The sequence below is a fragment of the Streptomyces sp. NPDC001732 genome (assembly GCF_053596315.1).
Genome location: NZ_JBSFFY010000048.1, coordinates 32183 through 49539 on the forward strand (window position 1 = coordinate 32183; position 17357 = coordinate 49539).

The window sequence follows — 17357 nt, forward strand, 5'->3', positions numbered from 1 at the left end:
GAGCCGGATGTCCTTCAGCGGGCCCCTGGCGGCGAGGAGTGCCGAGCGCAGTTCATCAAATGCCAACTGCCTTGAGACAAAAGGGAATTGACGAGAACTCATTTACTTGACAGGCCCTTGGTGAAACCCGATCAGATGATCTGGGGCTCGAAGTCCCAGTACGGCCGGTTACGAGAACGTGCCGTAACCGTATGGACGTGCTGGGCGCCGAGGGTGGCCGCCAGGTCGTCCAGCGCCTCGCTTTCGATCTTCTCGGCCCGCTGCCGGTCCCGGATGCCACGCAGGTCCGCAGCATGGGCGATCCGGGCGGAAAGGGTCAGCGGGTGGGTCCGGCCGAGAGTCTCGGTGGCCCTGATGGTGACCGATTCCATCAGCGCGGCTGCGGCTTCCGGGTCTCCCGCCACGTTGCGCAGCGCCGACACGTTGATTGCGCACCCCAGGGTCCAGGGGTGGCTCTCGCCCACGGCCCGCGTCATGGAGACGAGCGACTCCTCCAGGAGTGCGTGTGCATGGTCCCGCTCCCCCACGCCGCGCAGAATCAAGGCGTGGTTGGCCCGCGTTCCCACCGCAAAGGGGTGCTCTTCACCGAGCATGTCCCTGTAGCCGCCGACGACCTTCTCGCTTATGGCCCTGGCCTGGTCGATGTTGGCGTGCTCACGAGCGAAGCAGCTCTGCCCGGAGGCGAACATCATGGTCAGTGGGTGGCTCTCGCCGAGTACCCGTTCGCACCGTTCCAGAACCCGGGTGAACAGTGCCGCGGCCCTGGCCCGCTCTCCCGAGCGGTAGTGGCACAACGCGAGGTTGAACTCGGCCCGCAGCGTCTGGGGATTGTCGTGCCCCAGGATGCGCCGGTGCACCTGGGCACTCTGGTTCTGAAGCGACAGCGCGTCGCCGTACCGGCCGAGCAGGCGCAAGTCGGTGGCGTAGTTGATCTCCGAGGACAGAGTCCAGGTGTGACGCTGGCGAAGGAGCTGCCGCCGGGCATCCAGTGTGCGCAGGTCGAGCTCCAGGGACTCCTTGTACCTGCCCAGGAGCCGGAGCGAAACGGCCAGATTGTTCTGCGCGTTGAGCGTGCGTGAATCCTGGTCGCCCAGCAGTTCACGGTAGTCGGCCAGGACCCAGCCCGAAATCTCCAGCGCCTCGTCGTAGCGGCCCAGGCCCCGCAGGTCGGCCGCGAGGCCGCTCGCGGCGCGCAGGTGCTCCAGGTCGTGTGTCCCCCGCTCGGCACGCAGGTGGTCGACGGCGGCGCGTTCGATGGCTTCCGTGCCGGCGTAGTCACCGACGGCCCTCAGCAGGTTGGCATAGTGATAGCTGAGGTCCCAGATCTTCGAGTGGTTCTCCCCGAGGAGTTCCTTCCACGCCTCCATGGCGCGTCCGCCCAGTTTGATCCCCGCCTGGTACTCACCGGACAAATACATGTAGCGCAGGCAGTTGAGCACCAGGGACTGCACCGACGGGTCGGTGCTCCTGAGCACGTCGGCCCACTTCAAGTGCGGGGTGAGCTCGGCGTACGCAGGCCACATACGAGTGTCCATGGGCCGGCCGGGGTCCGCCGCCGCGAGAGCCCGTCGGACGACGTCGATGAACTCCAGACGGTCCCGTTCCGCCATGTCATGGCCGACGATCTGGTGGACCATTCTGTGCATGTAGAGCGATTCTCCCGACGACACCGCGTCGACGACCGACTCGTGCGACTCCAGGCGCACGACGGAGTACTGACGGAGCTGGCCGATCGCCTTGTTCCAGAGCAGCGGGTCGTTCATCAGGCCGGACACCTGTTCCGGCAGCTCTCCTGGAGGCATGTCCTTCAACAGCCTCACGGGGATGGAGCCAGGCGCGAAGAAGCTGCACAGACGCAGCAGGTCGACAGATTCGGGGACCGTGTCCTTGAGCTTGTTCAGCAGTATCGACCAGGCGGTCTGGAAAGCGAGCGGGAAGTCCGCGGAGACCTTGACGACGTCCTGGTCGATGCCGCCTTCGAGCAGCTCGATGTACTCCTCGACCGACAGGTCGGAGTCGTTCAGCCAGCCGGCGGTCTGGTCGAGGAGCAGCGGAAGGTCCTCCAGGGCCTCGGCCAGCTGATCGGCCTCGGCGGGAGTCAGGCGGGCGGCGCGGCGGCGGATGAAGGCGACGGACTCATGGCGCGCGTAGACCGGTACCTCGACAAGGTTGCTGTTGTGCTCGCTCCACTCCGGGTTGCGGGAGGTGATCAGGACGTGTCCCGGCCCCGTCGGTACCAGGTCCCAGATCTGGTCGGGTTCGTCCGCGCCGTCCAGGATCAGCAGCCAATGGGAGTGCGGGTCGCCACGGCGCAGCGAGTCGCGTACCGCACGCAGCCGTTCGCCGTACTCGGCGCCGGTGGACAGGCCCAGTTCGGGGGCGAGCTCGGCAAGCTTCTGCCGGTAGAGCGCACGCCGGTCGGCGGGCACCCACCAAACCACGTCGTACTCGGAACCGAAGCGGTAGACGTACTCCGCAGCCAACTGGGTCTTGCCGACACCGGACATTCCATGCAATGTCACGACCCCGGCCCCCGAGCCGGAGTCCTGAAGGGCTCGGTGCGCCTCGCTGAGCAGGTCCTCACGCCCGGTGAACCGAATGTTGCGGCGCGGCACCCCGCCCCAGACCTGCGGGGTGTCGGCCGGATATCGCGGTCCCGGCCCGGCTTCCGCCGGATCGAGCAGCGGGTCGGTGGGCAGCCCCAGCCGGACGAGGAGCCGCCGCTCGGCCTCGTCGGCGCCGACATTGGTCAGGTCGGCCGCGCCGAAGACCGATGTGGCACCCGGCAGCACGGAAGTGGTGACACAGACCGCGGCGAACCGATCGGGATCCGGGGCCACCACCGCGCGCAGCGCCTTGCTCCACTCCTCGTGGCTCCGAGGACCGAGTTGGAAGTACCAGTCGCTGAGCAGTACCAGGATCCGGCCGCGGGAGAGCGTCAGGTCCCTCAACGAATCCTCCAGCGGGACCTCCACCGGCGGGTTCCAGCGCTGCTGGACGACCGTCACCCCGCGCCGCTCCAGCCGGTCGGCGATCCACGTCGCCCAGGCCCGGTTGAAGCCGGCGAAACTGATGGTGACGGTTTGCGCCCCGGTTGATCCAACTTGCCTTTGCGTTACGGGCATTCAACCGTCTCCCTGTCTCGGTGCGAGCGTTTCAACATACTCCGGGCCGCAGTCGCTCCGGCCGACATCCGACGGATGTTCACTGCCTTCGCCGACCGTTCCTCTGCTGCCATATCACCTTGGCGGTGCTCACGTACGCCTCCGCGCGGGCGCGGTGCCCCGGAGGAGGCGGACAATCGTCCAGACGGTGGTAGAGCGTGATCATCTCGTCGACCAGCACCCGGCCTTCACGGGTCAGCTCCGCCGATCCGGCCAGCACGGGCAGCACGGCGCCGACCTGTTCGCGACAGCGGGCGTGCTCGGTCCAGCCCAGATCGCGTTGGGTGACGCGCCGCGCGTGCAGCGCGAACCGCTGCCAGTAGTCGGCGAGCGCGATGTGTGAGTAGGCGCCCTGCAGGAGACCGTCGAAGGGGCGGGGGTCGGGACGCCAGGGGGCGAAGTGGCGCGGCGTCGCGTCCTCCCGGTGCAGACGCACGAGGCCGCCGAGGGCTGCCAGCTTGGTGTGCTGGAGTTCGTGGACGAGCGTGGCGGCGAAATGGGCGGAGGTGGCCGGTCTGCTGCTGAGGACGGCGCCGAACGCCTCACGTCTGGTTCCACTGCAGTGCACCGCGCCTTCGCCGGCCGGCCCGGAGCCTGTCGGGCGGCCGAGCGGTACCACGCAGCGCAGCAACGTGGCCACTTCGGTGAGGCGGTGGACACCGCCTGCGCGGAGCAGGGGTGCCACTCCGGCCCAGGAGGCGATCCAGCCCTTGCGCTCGTGATCACCGACACGGACGGTCCCGCTCGGCCCGCAGAGCGGCGGTCCGGCGCCGGTGATGCCGTACGGATCGACGTCGTCCACGGGTACGGGGCCGCTTCCGGGCAGCACGGGAGGCAGCATGAGAACCGGCTGCCAGCGGGGGTCGGCCGAACTCATGGTGCCGTCCGGCAGGATCCGGACCGTCAGGGCCGGTGCGCCGGTCGGCCGTATCTCCATCTCGTCCTCGGTGCAGGCAAGTTCGACCGGTCCTGGGCCTGCCTTGATCGCCCCCAGGGTGGGCAGGCAAGCCAGTCCGTCGCGGGAGGCGAGCCGGGTGGTGCACGGCATCCCGGCACGAATCGCGGCCGCTGCCGCAAGTGCGGTCAGATGGTCCAGGTCGTCGAGGAGGTCCGGACCGGAGGCGGTCGCGGCCGTGAGCCCGGCCAGCAGCCGCTCGGCCCAAGGGCCCACCATCGGGTGGAAGAGCACGGTACGCACCGCGGCCCGGTCGATGCGCTCGGCGGCTTCGAGCAACGCCCAGTCCGCGCGCAGCCGGTCGAGCAGAGGGGGTGGGCACACGGTCGTCGGCGCGGCGGCCGCCGCGTCGAGCAGGGCTCTGAGAAGGACGAGGCGGCGGGTGTCCTGATCGCGTACGAGCAGGCCGAGGGTGGCGGCGCCTCCCTCGGTGCGGCCGAGCTCGCGCAGCACACGGTCGGGGACGGGGGAGCTCATGGGGGGTCTCCCGCAGTTGCGTCGGCGAGCCGGTCCGCGACGTGGCGGACCAGCCGTTCGAGGTCGGCGCAGTAGACGGACGGGTTGATGAAGCCGTTCTCGGCACGGTAGCGATGGGCGTAGTGGCCCCCGCCGCAGACGGTCAGAAGCGGGCAGGCCCGGCAGACGGCGGCGAGTGCGCCGGTTCCGGCCTGGCGGGCGACGACGCCGGGGTGGCGCAGGGCGTCGTCGAAGGTGTGGCGGAAGACGTCGAGTCCGGTGGCGGTCGCGGTGTCGTAGGCGGACTTGAGGGAGTCGACCTGCTCGATCGATCCGTCCGTCTCGACCACCACCGCGTTGATGGGGTCGAGTCCGAGAGACTCGGTGGCAGCGGGCAGCCCGAGAAGCAGGGCGATGCACTCCTCGAAGAGCCTGATCCGGCTCTCCCGCCGGCCGGCCGACCACCAACGGTCGAAGACGGTGCACAGCCAGTCGCCGTACGGCGTGGCGCGGCCCGATCCGGGGCCCATCGGGATGTCTGCCGGGTCCGGCAGGCCGGGCGGCGGGTTGGTCCAGTTGCCGTGTGGCAGGAGAAGGTTCAGGGCCGGGGGCCGCAGGGCGAGCAGTGACTCGTACATCTCCAGGGGGTCGGTGCGTGGGTCGACGACGACGAGGATGCCCGCGTACGCCTCGGGGTGACGGTCGGCGAGGAGTCGGGCGCCGCGTGAGGCAGCGGGCCAGGAGGGGCGACCGGCATGGTCGGTGCGCAGAGTGTTGTGGGCGGCCAGGCCGCCGTCGAGGCTGATGCCGATGCGTATGCCGTGCCGGGCGAGGGCAGCGATGCCGTCGTCGGTGAGCAGGGTGGCATTGGTCTGGACGGTGGTGCGGACGGTGCAGCCGTCGGGCACCCGGGCACGCACCCGGCCGGCGAAGGCGGACAGCCGCTCGGGGCCCGCGAGGAGGGGCTCGCCCCCGTGCAGCACGAGGGCGACGTGGCGGAGCCGATGGGTGGCCGCGTGCTCGGCGATCCGGTCCGCGACGCGGTGGAGGACGGCGGGCGGCGCGGCGGCCGGGCGGCTCCGCCAGGTCCGGTCGGGGCCTTCGTACAGGTAGCAGTAGCGGCAGGCCAGATTGCAGCGGCCGTGCACCTTCACGATGAACTGTCCGAAGGGCACGGGCGCCGGTACGGCTGGGTCGGAAGTCACGGTCGGCGCCGCGTCCGGCTCACTTCGTGGGCCCATGCGCGGCGCCCCCTCTCCATGCCGCTCGGCGGACCCCTCGCCTCGCGGCGTCGCCCGTCGAGACACTCCGCCGTCCCCGTGCCGTGCGTCTGCCGGGACGGACACCGGTACCGGCCCGGGGCGAGTGGTCCGGGCGTGCGGCGAGGCCGGCCCCGTCCCGGGCGCTGACGCCCCGGTCAATCGCGCCCCGGCCAAGACCGTGCGTGCCGATTCGCGACGATGCGGGCTCGCCTCAGAAGGCGCTGTCGAATCCCCAGAACATCTCCCGCGGCTGCTCGGCCCGCCCGCGCAGATCCGCGACCACCTCGGCGAGCACCGGATGGTCCAGCGTCCGCAGCGACTCCAGATCGAGCCCCAGCAGGTCCGGCAACGCATCCGGTCCGCCGTCCGGTATGCCCTGGTGTGCCGTCTCGCTCATCTTGCCTCCCCGTAACCCCGCATCGTGCTCGCGGTGGTGTGCTCGCCCTTGAGCGCACCCGTTGAGCTCGCGCCCCTGATCCGTGCAGTCGACACGGCTCTCGCCCGCACCGGTCCCCCTGTACGGATGCCCCGTACGACCGGGCCCACGCCTTGTGAAGCATGCGCCGGGTGCTCCTCGTCGAGCACTCAGCGTCCCAGCTCCGCCAGCCGCTCGGCGGTCGACTCACCTGCCGCGCCGCCGCCGTCCGGCAGTTTGCACCACTCCCGATGGGCTGCCCGGTACGCCTGGCGTGCGGCCCGGGGACGTCCTGCCTTCTCGTACGTCATACCCCGCCAGTGATTGGCTGTAGCACTCAATTCGACTGCTTGTTCCAGCCGTTGCGGACTTTCCAGCTCTGTCTCCGCCCTGCCCGCCGCCTCCGCCGCGCCCCGGAACGCCTCGGCCGCGTCGTCGAGGCGGGCGGGGCGCCGCAGCACCCGGGAGGCGTCGAGATGGGCGCGGCCCAGCTCCAGCCAGCAGCGCGCCTCGGTCAGCGGGTCGGCCGCCTCCCGGGCCGCGAGGCCGAAGAGGTGCTCGGCCTCCCTCAGGTCGACCCGGTCATCGGTGGCCCGGTGCCGCAGCATCAGCGCCCGGCCCAGCATCAGCAGCCGCTCGGCCTGGTACGCGCTCCCCGCCGCCGTCTCCGTACGGCAGTCGCGCAGTACCCGGATCGCGGCGCCGATGTGCGGGTCCCCGTCGGGCAGCCGGGCCCGGCGCAGCAGGGTGCCGCCCCACTCGGCGAGCAGGTCGGCATGGGCCTTCGAGTCGCGCGGGACGCCCCGGGCGGCCCGTGCGAACCAGTCGGCCGCCGCCACGAGTTCGTCCGGCTCGCCGGTGTGCTCGTACCGTGCGGCGCGGACCCGTCCGGCCCTGATCCGCAGCGAGGCGAGCAGCCGCTGGTCGCGTACGGTCGCCAGGGCCTGCTCGATCAGGGCCGCGGCCTCGTCCGGTTCCTCGCCGGAGCCGAGCAGGGCGTCCACCAGGTCCAGCAGGATGCGCACCTCGGTGCCCAGGGTGTGCCGGCCGCCCTGCTCGAACGCGGTGCGCAGGGAGCGGGCCGCCTGTCCGGCGTACACCCGGGCCTGTTCGACGTCGGCGGTGGCACCGGCCAGTTTCAGCAGGGTCCTGCCGTGGGCCGGGGGCAGGGCCGCGGGCCGGTTCTCCTGGTCGGGCCAGACGTCGGCGAACGCCTCCAGCATCCCGCACGCCGCCTGCAACAGGGCGGTGTCGCCGTCGAGCCGCCACTGCGCCTCCAGGGCCCGGACCCGTTCCAGGGTGAGCCGGAGCGCCTCGGCGGGTTCCAGGGCGGGGGCGGCGCAGGCGGCCGTGTACTCGCGGTCGGCGCGCCGCAGCAGCTCCACCGCACCGCGCCGGTCGCCGCGCCGCCGCCGGTCCTCGGCCGCGGCGTGCAACACCTTGGCGAGCACGGCCCGTTCGCGTACGGAGCCGGGGTGCTCGGCGGCCCGTTCGGCGGCGTACTCGGCCTCGCGGAGCAGTTCCGCGTCGCCCTGGACCTCCCACAGCCGCAGGACGCAGCGGGAGTACTCCGCCCACAGGCCGGGTTCGGCGCCCCGCCCCTCCTCCTCGCGCTCGGCGGCGCCGCGCAGCAGCTGCACGGCGTCGATCAGGTACTGCACCATGCGGTCCGACTCGAACTTCCGCAGGAGGTTTTGGGCGTTCGCCACCGCGGCGTTCGGGGTCCGGGCGGCGCTCCGGGAGTCGTCCCGTCCCTGCTGTGTCACGAACTGCTCGGGCAGGGGCATGAAACGCTCCAGCACGCGGACCGCCACCTCGGCGAAGGGGTGGGGGACCCGCGACCCGCCGCTCGCACCGCCCTCCCCGTTCTCGCCGCCCTCCTCGGCCTCCGCATCGGGTACGCCGTTCCCGACGGCGCCCGTGGGACGGGGCTGCCGCGCCGGCCCGTACCGACCCTCGCCGAGCTGGGCGAAGGCCAGGGCGGGGAAGTTCGGCCCGCCCTTCCCGAACCGCTGCTCGATGTACTCCGAGCAGTGCTTCAGCACGAGCAGCGCCTCGTCGCGGCCCAGCGGGCCGAGCAGCGCCTCCCGGACGCCGGGCACGAACTCGAACCACTGCCCGTCGTCACCGCCGCCGTCCTCACCCCTGCTCCGGGTCAGGAGGCCGCTCAGCAGCACCTCGGCCAGTTCGGAGGGGCCCGAGTGGGGCAGCATCGTGCGCTGCACCAGTTGCATCACCGGCAGGTGCAGCGGCGCCGCCGCGAGGTAGACGGCCAGCTGTCCGGCGACCGGCGAGGCCGCCGAACGGAAGCGGCTGACCAGTTGGAGCGAGGACGGGCTGCCGCCGGGGCGCTGCGCCGCGGCGGCCGGCTGGTCGGCCCGCACCCAGCCGACCGCTCCGGAGATGTGGCCCGCGCCGCTGCCGGAGAGCAGTCTCGCCCAGGCCGCCAGCGCGGCTTCCACCGGCGGGAGCACGGGGACCGCGAGGGCGCCCGGGTGCACGGCGGGGCCGGTGCCCGGCTGTTCCACCACCTTCAGCACGGCGGCTCCGCCGGGGCCGTCTCCCCGGGACAGCGAACCGCGGGTGACCGGGAGCCTGGTCCGGTTCCACATCCGCTGCGGCAGCGGCTGGAGCACGGCGGCCGGGGCCTGTCCGGCCAGGTGGTGCAGCAGCCGGTGGGCCCGTCCGCTGTGCCAGAGCGGGCCGGCGCAGTCGCTGACCAGGACGGTGATGCGGCGCCCGGTCGGATCGCTCAGCCGGTCCGCGGAGCTGAGCGGCGCGGCGGCCGGGTCGGGGCTGCGGCTCACCGCGGCGGCGCCGTCGGGCCCCTGGTGCAGATAGCGGACCTGGACGTCCCGGAAGGCGCCCAACTGTGCGAATATCTGCTGGAGTTCGCCGAACATCCGGTCCCACACCAGCATCGAGGACGAGGCGTCCATGACGCACTGGAGGACCGCCTCGCGCCGGGACTCGCCCCGGAACACCGGCATGATCAGCCCGCCGGCCCGTGCGCTGCGCTCCGCGGTCGCCGTCTCGTCGAGGGTGCGGCGCAGCGGTGGGGCGGCCGGGCGGTAGCGCTGCAACGGGCGCATCGCGCGCTGGAGTCGCAGCGGTGCGGGAAGGACCGGCGCGGCGGGCACCCCGAAGGTGAGGGCCCGTGCACCGCCTCTCGCCGCACCGCCCCGGTCGGCTCCCGGTGGGGCTCCGGTGCGCGGTACGGGGTAGAGGGTGATCCGCCGGTCGGCGTCCGCCCGGTCCTCCGAGGACGGGGCTCCGTCGCCCGGTTCGTCCTCCGTTCCGGCGTCCGCCCGGCCGGCCGGGGGCTCCGCGGCGTCGGGCCCGGGGCGCGCGGGCTGCCCGGTCGCCGTCTCCCGCGGGGGACGAGCGGGCGGTACGTCTCCCTCCGCGAGGTCGTCGGCCGGTGGCGCGTCCGGGTGCCGGGCCCACCGGGCCAGCCAGAAGGCGTCCCGGAGCTGCTCGACGTCGGGGTCGAGCCCGGCCTCGCGCAGCCGTGCCACGAACGCGGGGTACAGCCCGGCGTCGTCGTCGGGGTCGCGTCTTCCGTCCGGCCCGTGTCGTGGCCCGGCGCCCGTCATCAGCTCATCACCTCGGCCGGTCGAGTCGCTGGATGAGCAGGTCCGCGAGCCGGTCGCGGCCCGCCGGGGCGGCGGCATCGGTGAGGTAGATCGCGTTCAACAGCTGGTCGGTAGCGAGGAGTTCGCTGCGGGACCGCTCCAGGAAGTGGGCGATGAGGTCGTCCCCGGAGCGGGCCGCCTCGTCGCCCAGGTGGGCGCGGACGAACGTGGCGAGCCGTTGGTGGTCGGGGCGTCCGAGTTCCAGGTGGATGCAACGGCGCATCAGGGGCGCCGGGAAGTCCCGCTCGCCGTTGCTGGTGAGCACCACGAACGGGAAGGACGTGCACTGCACCCGGCCGCCGCGCACCTTCACCTTGTTGCCGTCGTCGTCGAGGACCTCCGCCTCCCCGCCGGGCAGCCGGTCGGCGATCCGCTCCAGTTCCCGGATGCCGAACTCGCCCTCCTCCAGCACGTTGAGCAGGTCGTTGGGGAGGTCGATGTCGCTCTTGTCGAGCTCGTCGATCAGCAGCACCCGCGGCCGTTCGGAGGGCAGCAGCGCGGTGCCGAGCGGCCCGAGCCTGATGTAGCTGCCCACGTCGCCGGCGGCCTCGGCGCCGGCCGTGCCCGCCGCGGCGCCGTGCGCGGCGATCTGCACGTCCTGGAGCCGGGCGATCGCGTCGTAGTGGTACAGGCCGTCGAGCAGGGTCGTCCGGCTCACGATCGGCCAGCGCAGGACCCGGCCGAGCCCGAGCTCGTGGGCGACGGAGTGGGCCAGGGTGCTCTTGCCCGCGCCGGGAGTGCCGGTGACCAGCAGCGGGCGCCGCAGATAGAGCGCGGCGTTGATCATTTCGAGCTCCTCGGCACCCGGCCGGTGGAGTTCGGCCATGTGCCGGTGGCCACCGAGGCGGCGGTCGGCGGAACCGTCCCCGTCCGCCTCGTCCGGGGCGGGTGCGCCACGGCTCGCGAAGTCCCGCCAGGGCGGCGGCGGCGGCAACTGCTCGATGCCTTCGTGCGGTTCGCCGGCCCCTCGGTAGATGAGCCACTCGCTGGGTTCACTCATAACGTGTTCCTCGTCGTCACTCGTCCGCCAGGGCCAGCAGTCGAACGTGCTTCACGGTAGTCATCCGGCGCACCCCCCGTAAGAGAATTCACGGCGCTTGCAGCAACTCCCCGGCGCCGCACGCCGGATGCTGCGGGTCGTCGAGCATCAGCACCACCCCGTGGGACCAATACGTCTCCGCGCGCCCCGCGAACACCCCTTTTCTCAATTCGTGGATCTTTCGCGGGAGCCGGTCGGCCACCCGGCTCCCGGCGACCGTGTCGCCGACACGGAGGTGGAACTCCGTGCAGACCGCGGCCGGTTCGGCTCCGGGCCGCTGCCACAGGACCACGCCGAAGCCGCTGTCGAGCACGCGCACGAATCCCGCGAGGCTCTGCGCGTCACCGCGTCCGCCGTACCGGCAGAGCACGGGGACGGTCTCGTAGCCCAGCTCGCGCAACTCCGCCCCCGAGGGCACGGATACCCGCATCACGTCCTCGCAGTCGAGGACCACGGCCCTCATCGGACCGGTCCGGACGCGGTTCCAGCGCGCCTCGCGTTCCCGGAACTCGTCGTCGGACGGTTCGGGGCGCTCGTCCGAGCAGCGGACGACCACCGGCCGCTGGACCCCGAGCGGCCGTCCGTCCGGCGGCAGTCGCCACTCCTCGACCTCCAGGTCCAGCAGCGCGAGCGGCACCGAGACCTGGAGGACGGCGGGGCTGCCGGGTTCGTCGCACAGCCGGAACGCCTCCGTGAGGGGCCCGGCGAGCCTGGACCGCAGATCGCCGACCGGCGTTCCCTGGCTGTTCTCGGTCATGGGCACGTCCTGGCCGGAGGGGAAGGCCACGATCCGCCAGTCGTAGCTGTCCGGTTCCCAGGCGCGCGCCTGCAGGCTCAGCAGGACGAACGGGGCGGGCCGCGACGGCTCGGCCGGTTCACCGGCCGACGGCCCGAAAGCCCGCCGGTCCTCAGGACCCTGCCGGTGCCCGGACTCCTTGTCGTACGGGACCAGGTCGTGCCGGGCGGGGTCGCACCGGTCCTCCGAGTCGTACCGTCCCCGGTGCCGGAGCCTGGTCATCTCCAGGCGGAACGGCGGGCTGAGCCGGTTCTTCGCCGTCTCCTTCACCCAGTCCCACAGGGCGTCCTCGGCCGACTTGGTGGAGGGCACCACGTAGGGGCGCTCGGCGGCGATGACGCCCATGCAGTAGCGCAGGATGCGCTCCAGCGCCTCGTCGCCCTCGCGCGCGTCGTAGAGGACGCCGAGTCCGTCGCGCCAGCCGCGCGGGGCCGGGACGCCGACGGGCCGGTGGCCGTGGCCCAGGCCGCCGAGGATGTCGAGGAGGCCGCGGGTGCTGACCGGCGGCGGGAGTTTGGCGAGCCGGCCGAGCAGGTCGACGCGCTGCTGCGGAGTGAGGGCCGGGCCCGCCCTGGCGCCCAGGTCCCGCTGGACGTCCGCCCAGGTCTCCTCGTCGTCGACGGGGTTGTCGTGCCGGTCCGCGTGGTAGCGGTCGTGGGCGTGGAACACGGCCTGGTACGGGTCGTCGGACTCGGCGGTCGCCGCCGACTCCGGCACGGGGAGCGTGCGCAGCCGCTCGATGCCGATGGCCGTGCCGCCGTCGGTGTCGTCGGAGCGCGACTTGAGAACGCCGACGACCTCGCCGCGGGCCAGGTCGACGACGGGGCCGCCGGACATGCCCGGGTACAGCCGGCTCGCCTCGATCAGCACCTGTTCGTCGCCGTCGGACCAGTCGTCGATGGTGCCCACCACCCGGCACTCCCGGCCGAGCCGCTTGAGCGTCCCGGCCCCGCCGTCCGCCCAGCCCGCGAAGTAGTACGCGCCGCGGTTCAGGCCCGTGGAGCGCTCGCTGAGGTACACGCAGGGGTGGTCGACGGGGCGCAGCAACTGGATGAGCGCGAGGTCGGGGGCCGGCCATCCACCGGTGCCGGGCGGCTCCTCGGGCAGGGCGGCCACGACCGTGCCCCCGACGGTGACGGCCTCGCCGCTGCGGGCCGTCTTGTAGACCACGTCCACCTGACGCCCCCTCCCCTCCGACGCCACGTGCGCGCACGTGAGGACCCAGCTCGGGGCGACGAAGAAGCCGCTCCCCAGGAATTCGCCCTCGGGTCCCCCAGGGGCATACCCGGGCTCCGGACGATGGATGCGCACCGTCGCGTCCTTCACGAGGCTCATCAGAGCGGACTCCCCGCCGTTCGGGCCGGGCCACGCGCCCCCGCCCGGCAGCCGCGTCACGATCCGCTTCCGCCCTCAGGCCCGGTGCCGCTCGCATGCGCCGGTGCGCCGGTGGATGCACCGGCGGACGGATCGTCGCCGTCCGGATCGTCGGCGTCCGGATCACCGTTGTCCGGATCGCCGCTGTCCGGGGCGCCGGCAGCCGGGCCCGCGGGCGGGGGCACGGAGGCGGGCCCGGCGGGCTGCGCGGCGGAGGGTACGGGCGCGGGCGCCGGGGCCGGTGGGCCGATCCGGGGCGGCGTCGAGGGCACGGGAGGCGGGACGACGACCGTGGGGTCGGGCGGTACGGGCGGCTGCCCGGCCGCCTGCGCGGGCACCTGGGCGGGAGACGGCGGCTCGACGGGCGGGCCGCCGCCGTTCCACGTCAGGGTGACCTTGATCGACCCCTTGGCCTCGCCGTCCGCGAGGAGTCCGACGACCTTGCCCGCCTTCGCGGTGAGCTCGATGCCGAATTCGACGTTGACCTCGTCGGGCCGTACGGACCTCAGCGGCTCGGCGAGCGAACGCGCGACGCTGGTCACGACGCCGTGCAGACCCTCGACCCGGGCCTGCACCCGGTCCGACATCCGGTCGGCCCGGATGTCCGTGAAGGACGGCCCCGCTCCGGGGCGCGCCTTGACGTCCGTGAACGACGGACCCCTCGATGCCGTCGGCTCCGTCGGCTCCTCCGCCACGGAGATCCGTGCCCAGATCTCCGTGCCGTCGGGCATCTCGATGCGCGTGATACGGGCTTCACTGTCGCCCATGAAAACCCCCGTTCCCCAACTACCCGCAGGTTAACGGCAGTACGCGCCCGAAGCGAGGGACACGAGGAGGTGTGCGGACCGGGAGGCGGAGGTGTTCCGGGCCGGTTCCGGACAAGGCCCGCGCCCCCCTCGGGAGGCTCTGCGGGGGACGCGCTCCCGGCCGCCTCGGGGCCGCCACCAGGCATTAGGCTTGGCGCATGTACTTCACCGACCGCGGTATCGAGGAGCTGGAGAAGCGGCGAGGCGAGGAGGAGGTCACCTTCGAGTGGCTCGCCGAGCAGCTGCGTACGTTCGTCGATCTCAACCCCGACTTCGAGGTGCCGGTCGAGCGCCTCGCGACCTGGCTGGCCCGGCTCGACGACGAGGACGACGAGTAGCCACCCGGCCCCGCACTCCCCGGGCCGGTGCACGACGGCCCGGCGCGCACCGGGCCGTCGTGCCCGGCGCTCTCACCGTCTCACCACCTCACCGCCCCACGCCGCCCGTCTCCGCCTCCGCCGTCACCCCGGCCTTCTCGCGTCCGTCGTGGACGAGGAGGCCGAGCGCTCCGTGCGCCAGTAGCAGCGTCCCCGCGAGGGCCCAGCCGCCCTCGCGCCGCCTGATCCCCCAGAGGGTCAGCGGCAGTCCGACGGCGAGCTGGGCACCGGCCAGCGCACGGGCCCGGGGGCCGCGCGCCCGGGGGCCGAGGCGGTTGCACCCGGCCGCGTCGAGCCCGACCCGCACCGCCTCGCGCGGGCCGGGCCGGACGATCGGTTCCGCCTCGGGGCACTCCTCGGCCGCCGCGTACAGCCGGTCGCCCGGCGGGTCCGGGTCCAGACCGGCCGGAAGGGCCAGCCCGATCCGGGTGAGGACGGCCAGCAGCCCGCGCAGCCGGGTGCGCGCGTCGGCGTCCGGGTCGGGCCGGATCAGCCCTTCGAGCGCCTGCACGTCCAGTACGGGATCGAGGGCGAGGCGCTCGGCGAGCGTACGCACGGCCTCCTCCTCGCCGGCCGGGGTGCCGTCCGCCAGCCAGACGTAACCGACCGGGCGACGGAAGCCCGACGCGAGCAGACAGCCGGCCCGGTCACCGTCCCACCACAGGCCGAGCACCGGCCACGCCGAACCGACCGCGAGCGCGGCGGCCCAACCGGCCACGACCCGGTCCACCGGCTCCGCGGCGTCCCCGCCACCGGCCCCGTCGCCGCCACCACTGGTGTCACTCGCCCCCGCCCCCGCGTCCTGCCAGGGCCTTCCCTCCGGCACGAGGGCGGACCAGCCGTCCCCGGCGGGCACGAGCAGCATCCGCTCACGCAGCAGATGGGCCACCGGCCGCACGGCCCCGGGTTCGGCACGGCACAGCAGCAGCGCCCCCATGGGGGATGTCGCTTTCATGCCCCACACCGTAGGCCGGTCCAACCGCATTTGGCGCACTTTGATCGACCAGTGGCATCGCGACACGTCTTGACTTCCACAGACCGCGATATAGCGTGTTCAACAAGAGACGCGATATGTTGCGTCATTCCGTGTTCCCTGGAGGTCAGATCCATGCCTGTGTCGTCATGGGCCATCGCCGAGCCCCAGAAACTGACCTTCGACGACCCCGTGACGTCGCTGAACGTGCGCGTCGTCGGGGGCACCGTCAATGTCGTCGGAACCGACGAGCCGACCGCCCGGCTGGAGATCTCCGAGGTCGAGGGCCCGCCACTGACCGTGACCCAGGAGGGCGGCACGCTCACGGTCGCGTACGAGGACCTGCCCTGGCACAACTTCCTCAAGTGGCTCGACCCCAAGGGGCGGCAACGCAGGGCGGTCGTCTCGCTCGCCGTACCGGCCGGGTCGGCCGTGGAGGTCGGCGTGGTCGGCGCCGGGGCCGTCGTGTCCGGGATCCGCGGGCGCGCGGAGGTACGTGGCGTCACCGGTGACGCCACGCTCGTCGGGCTCACGGGCCCGGTACGGGCCGAGACCGTGTCCGGCAGCGTGGAGGCCCAGTCGGTCACCGGCGAGCTGCGCTTCCAGTCGGTCTCGGGCGATCTCACGGTCGTCGAGGGAGCGGGCACCTCGGTACGGGCGGAGTCGGTCAGCGGCGACATGGTGCTGGACCTGAACCCGGGCGGGGGCCCCACGGACATCCGGCTGACCACCGTCTCCGGCGAGGTCGCCATCCGGCTGCCGCACCCGGCGGACGCGACGGTCGAGGCCAACACCGCGAGCGGCACCGTCTCCAACGGCTTCGAGGACCTGCGGGTCAGCGGCCAGTGGGGGGCGAAGAAGATCACCGGCACGCTGGGCGCCGGTACCGGCAAACTGCGGGCGACGACCGTCACGGGATCGATCGCCCTGCTGCGCCGCCCGCCGACCGAGGACGACCCGTACACCGCCGAGCCGACCGGAAAGGTGCTCTGACATGCCCCCCGTATTCGCCCACGGCCGTCTCCGCCTCTACCTGCTGAAGCTTCTCGACGAGGCCCCCCGGCACGGCTACGAGGTGATCAGGCTGCTGGAGGAACGTTTCCAAGGGCTGTACGCCCCCTCTGCGGGCACGGTCTACCCGCGCCTGGCCAAGCTGGAGGCCGAGGGCCTCGTCACGCACGCCACCGAGGGCGGTCGCAAGGTCTACTCGATCACCGACGCGGGCCGCGCCGAACTGGCCGACCGCACCGGCGAACTGGCCGATCTGGAGCTGGAGATCCGGGACTCGGTCTCCGAACTCGCCGCCGAGATACGGGACGACGTGCGCGGCGCCGCCGGCAAGCTGCGCAGCGAGATGCGGGCCGCGGCGCGCGAGACCAGGCACACCGGCTCCGGCACCGGGAGCGACCGGGAGTCCCCCTTCGGGAACTTCGGCGACCTCGGCGACTTCGGCGACAAGGAGGCGTGGCGGATCGCGAAGGAGGAGCTGCGCAGGGCCAAGCAGGAGTGGAAGGAACAGGCCCGCCGGGCGAAGGACGAGTCCCGCCGCGCCCGGGAGGACGCCCAGAAGGCCCGGCGCCAGGCCAAGGAGGCCCAGGAGCGGGCGCGCGAGCAGATGCAGAACGCCGCCCGCCAGGTCCAGGAGCACTTCGCCCGGGGCGACTGGCCCTCGGGCGTACGGGAGGGGCTGGCCGAGATCACCGGTCAGCTGGGCAGCTTCGCCAGGACGGGTACGTGGCCCCCGTACGTCAAGCCGGAGCCCGCCGACGCCGACCCCGACTGGGGCAAGGACGCCGCCCGCACCGGCGACCCGGCGCGCGATCTGGACCGGCTGCTCGACCGGTTCCGCGACGACATCCGTGACGCCGCCCGGGACCGGGGCGTCACGGAGGAGCAGGTGACGGAGGCCCGTCGCCATCTGTCGACGGCGGCGGCGCACATCGGGGCACTGCTGCGGAAGGGCGACGGGGACGGCGGGGGAAGCGCGAGCAGGGGCGACGCCGGGGAGCGGTGACGGATCGGGGGAGGGGCGTACGCCGGTGCCGACCTGCCGCATCCGCGTCGGCGTGCTCACGGCCGTGGTGCCCGACTCGATGCGGTTCTGC

12 protein-coding genes are annotated in these 17357 nt (G+C 72.9%); 3 read left to right on the forward strand and 9 right to left on the reverse strand.

Going from position 1 to position 17357, the window contains the following annotated elements:
* Window positions 1-131: 131 nt before the first annotated feature.
* The 8 genes from fxsT to ACWCXX_RS30950 all read right to left on the reverse strand — a co-directional run bounded on the left by fxsT (window position 132) and on the right by ACWCXX_RS30950 (window position 13863).
* The gene (gene fxsT / locus ACWCXX_RS30915) at window positions 132-3125 is read right to left on the reverse strand and encodes an FxSxx-COOH system tetratricopeptide repeat protein (protein WP_451132977.1); all 2994 of its coding nucleotides are present in this window, start codon (window positions 3123-3125) and stop codon (window positions 132-134) included.
* Between the two features lie 79 nt (window positions 3126-3204).
* A complete protein-coding gene (locus ACWCXX_RS30920) occupies window positions 3205-4596 on the reverse strand; it encodes an aKG-HExxH-type peptide beta-hydroxylase (RefSeq protein WP_451132979.1) in 1392 nt (463 codons plus the stop codon).
* Window positions 4593-5750 (reverse strand): FxsB family cyclophane-forming radical SAM/SPASM peptide maturase, encoded by a 1158-nt coding sequence (locus tag ACWCXX_RS30925; RefSeq protein ID WP_451133001.1) that lies wholly within the window; start codon window positions 5748-5750, stop codon window positions 4593-4595. The genes ACWCXX_RS30920 and ACWCXX_RS30925 overlap by 4 nt, the downstream gene beginning before the upstream one ends.
* A 298-nt stretch (window positions 5751-6048) precedes the next feature.
* On the reverse strand, window positions 6049-6234 hold the full coding sequence (gene fxsA, locus ACWCXX_RS30930) for an FxSxx-COOH cyclophane-containing RiPP peptide (protein ID WP_451132981.1): 186 nt from the start codon (window positions 6232-6234) through the stop codon (window positions 6049-6051).
* Between the two features lie 188 nt (window positions 6235-6422).
* The gene (locus ACWCXX_RS30935) at window positions 6423-9848 is read right to left on the reverse strand and encodes an SAV_2336 N-terminal domain-related protein (RefSeq protein WP_451132983.1); all 3426 of its coding nucleotides are present in this window, start codon (window positions 9846-9848) and stop codon (window positions 6423-6425) included.
* 7 nt (window positions 9849-9855) lie between these two features.
* Window positions 9856-10887 carry an AAA family ATPase gene (locus ACWCXX_RS30940; RefSeq protein WP_451132985.1) on the reverse strand — a complete coding sequence of 344 codons (1032 nt, stop codon included), beginning with the start codon at window positions 10885-10887 and terminating at the stop codon, window positions 9856-9858.
* Between the two features lie 88 nt (window positions 10888-10975).
* Entirely contained in the window at window positions 10976-13057 is a 2082-nt protein-coding gene (locus ACWCXX_RS30945; protein ID WP_451132987.1) for a VMAP-C domain-containing protein, read from the reverse strand.
* Window positions 13058-13113: 56 nt separating this feature from the next.
* Window positions 13114-13863 (reverse strand): CU044_2847 family protein, encoded by a 750-nt coding sequence (locus ACWCXX_RS30950; protein ID WP_451132989.1) that lies wholly within the window; start codon window positions 13861-13863, stop codon window positions 13114-13116.
* A gap of 197 nt (window positions 13864-14060) precedes the next feature.
* On the opposite strand from ACWCXX_RS30950, the gene ACWCXX_RS30955 reads away from it, so the two are divergent.
* A complete protein-coding gene (locus tag ACWCXX_RS30955; protein WP_003992906.1) occupies window positions 14061-14240 on the forward strand; it encodes a DUF6104 family protein in 180 nt (59 codons plus the stop codon).
* An 88-nt stretch (window positions 14241-14328) separates the two neighbouring features.
* Here ACWCXX_RS30955 and ACWCXX_RS30960 read toward each other — a convergent pair whose 3' ends face one another.
* A complete protein-coding gene (locus tag ACWCXX_RS30960) occupies window positions 14329-15234 on the reverse strand; it encodes a hypothetical protein (RefSeq protein ID WP_451132991.1) in 906 nt (301 codons plus the stop codon).
* Between the two features lie 153 nt (window positions 15235-15387).
* Here ACWCXX_RS30960 and ACWCXX_RS30965 point away from each other — a divergent pair, with 153 nt between their 5' ends.
* Both ACWCXX_RS30965 and ACWCXX_RS30970 read left to right on the forward strand, forming a co-directional pair.
* Window positions 15388-16245, forward strand: a complete 858-nt coding sequence (locus ACWCXX_RS30965; protein WP_451132993.1) for a DUF4097 family beta strand repeat-containing protein — start codon at window positions 15388-15390, stop codon at window positions 16243-16245.
* A 1-nt stretch (window position 16246) separates the two neighbouring features.
* Window positions 16247-17266: a helix-turn-helix transcriptional regulator gene (locus ACWCXX_RS30970; RefSeq protein ID WP_451132995.1), complete on the forward strand. Its 1020-nt coding sequence runs from the start codon at window positions 16247-16249 to the stop codon at window positions 17264-17266.
* Window positions 17267-17357: the final 91 nt, after the last annotated feature.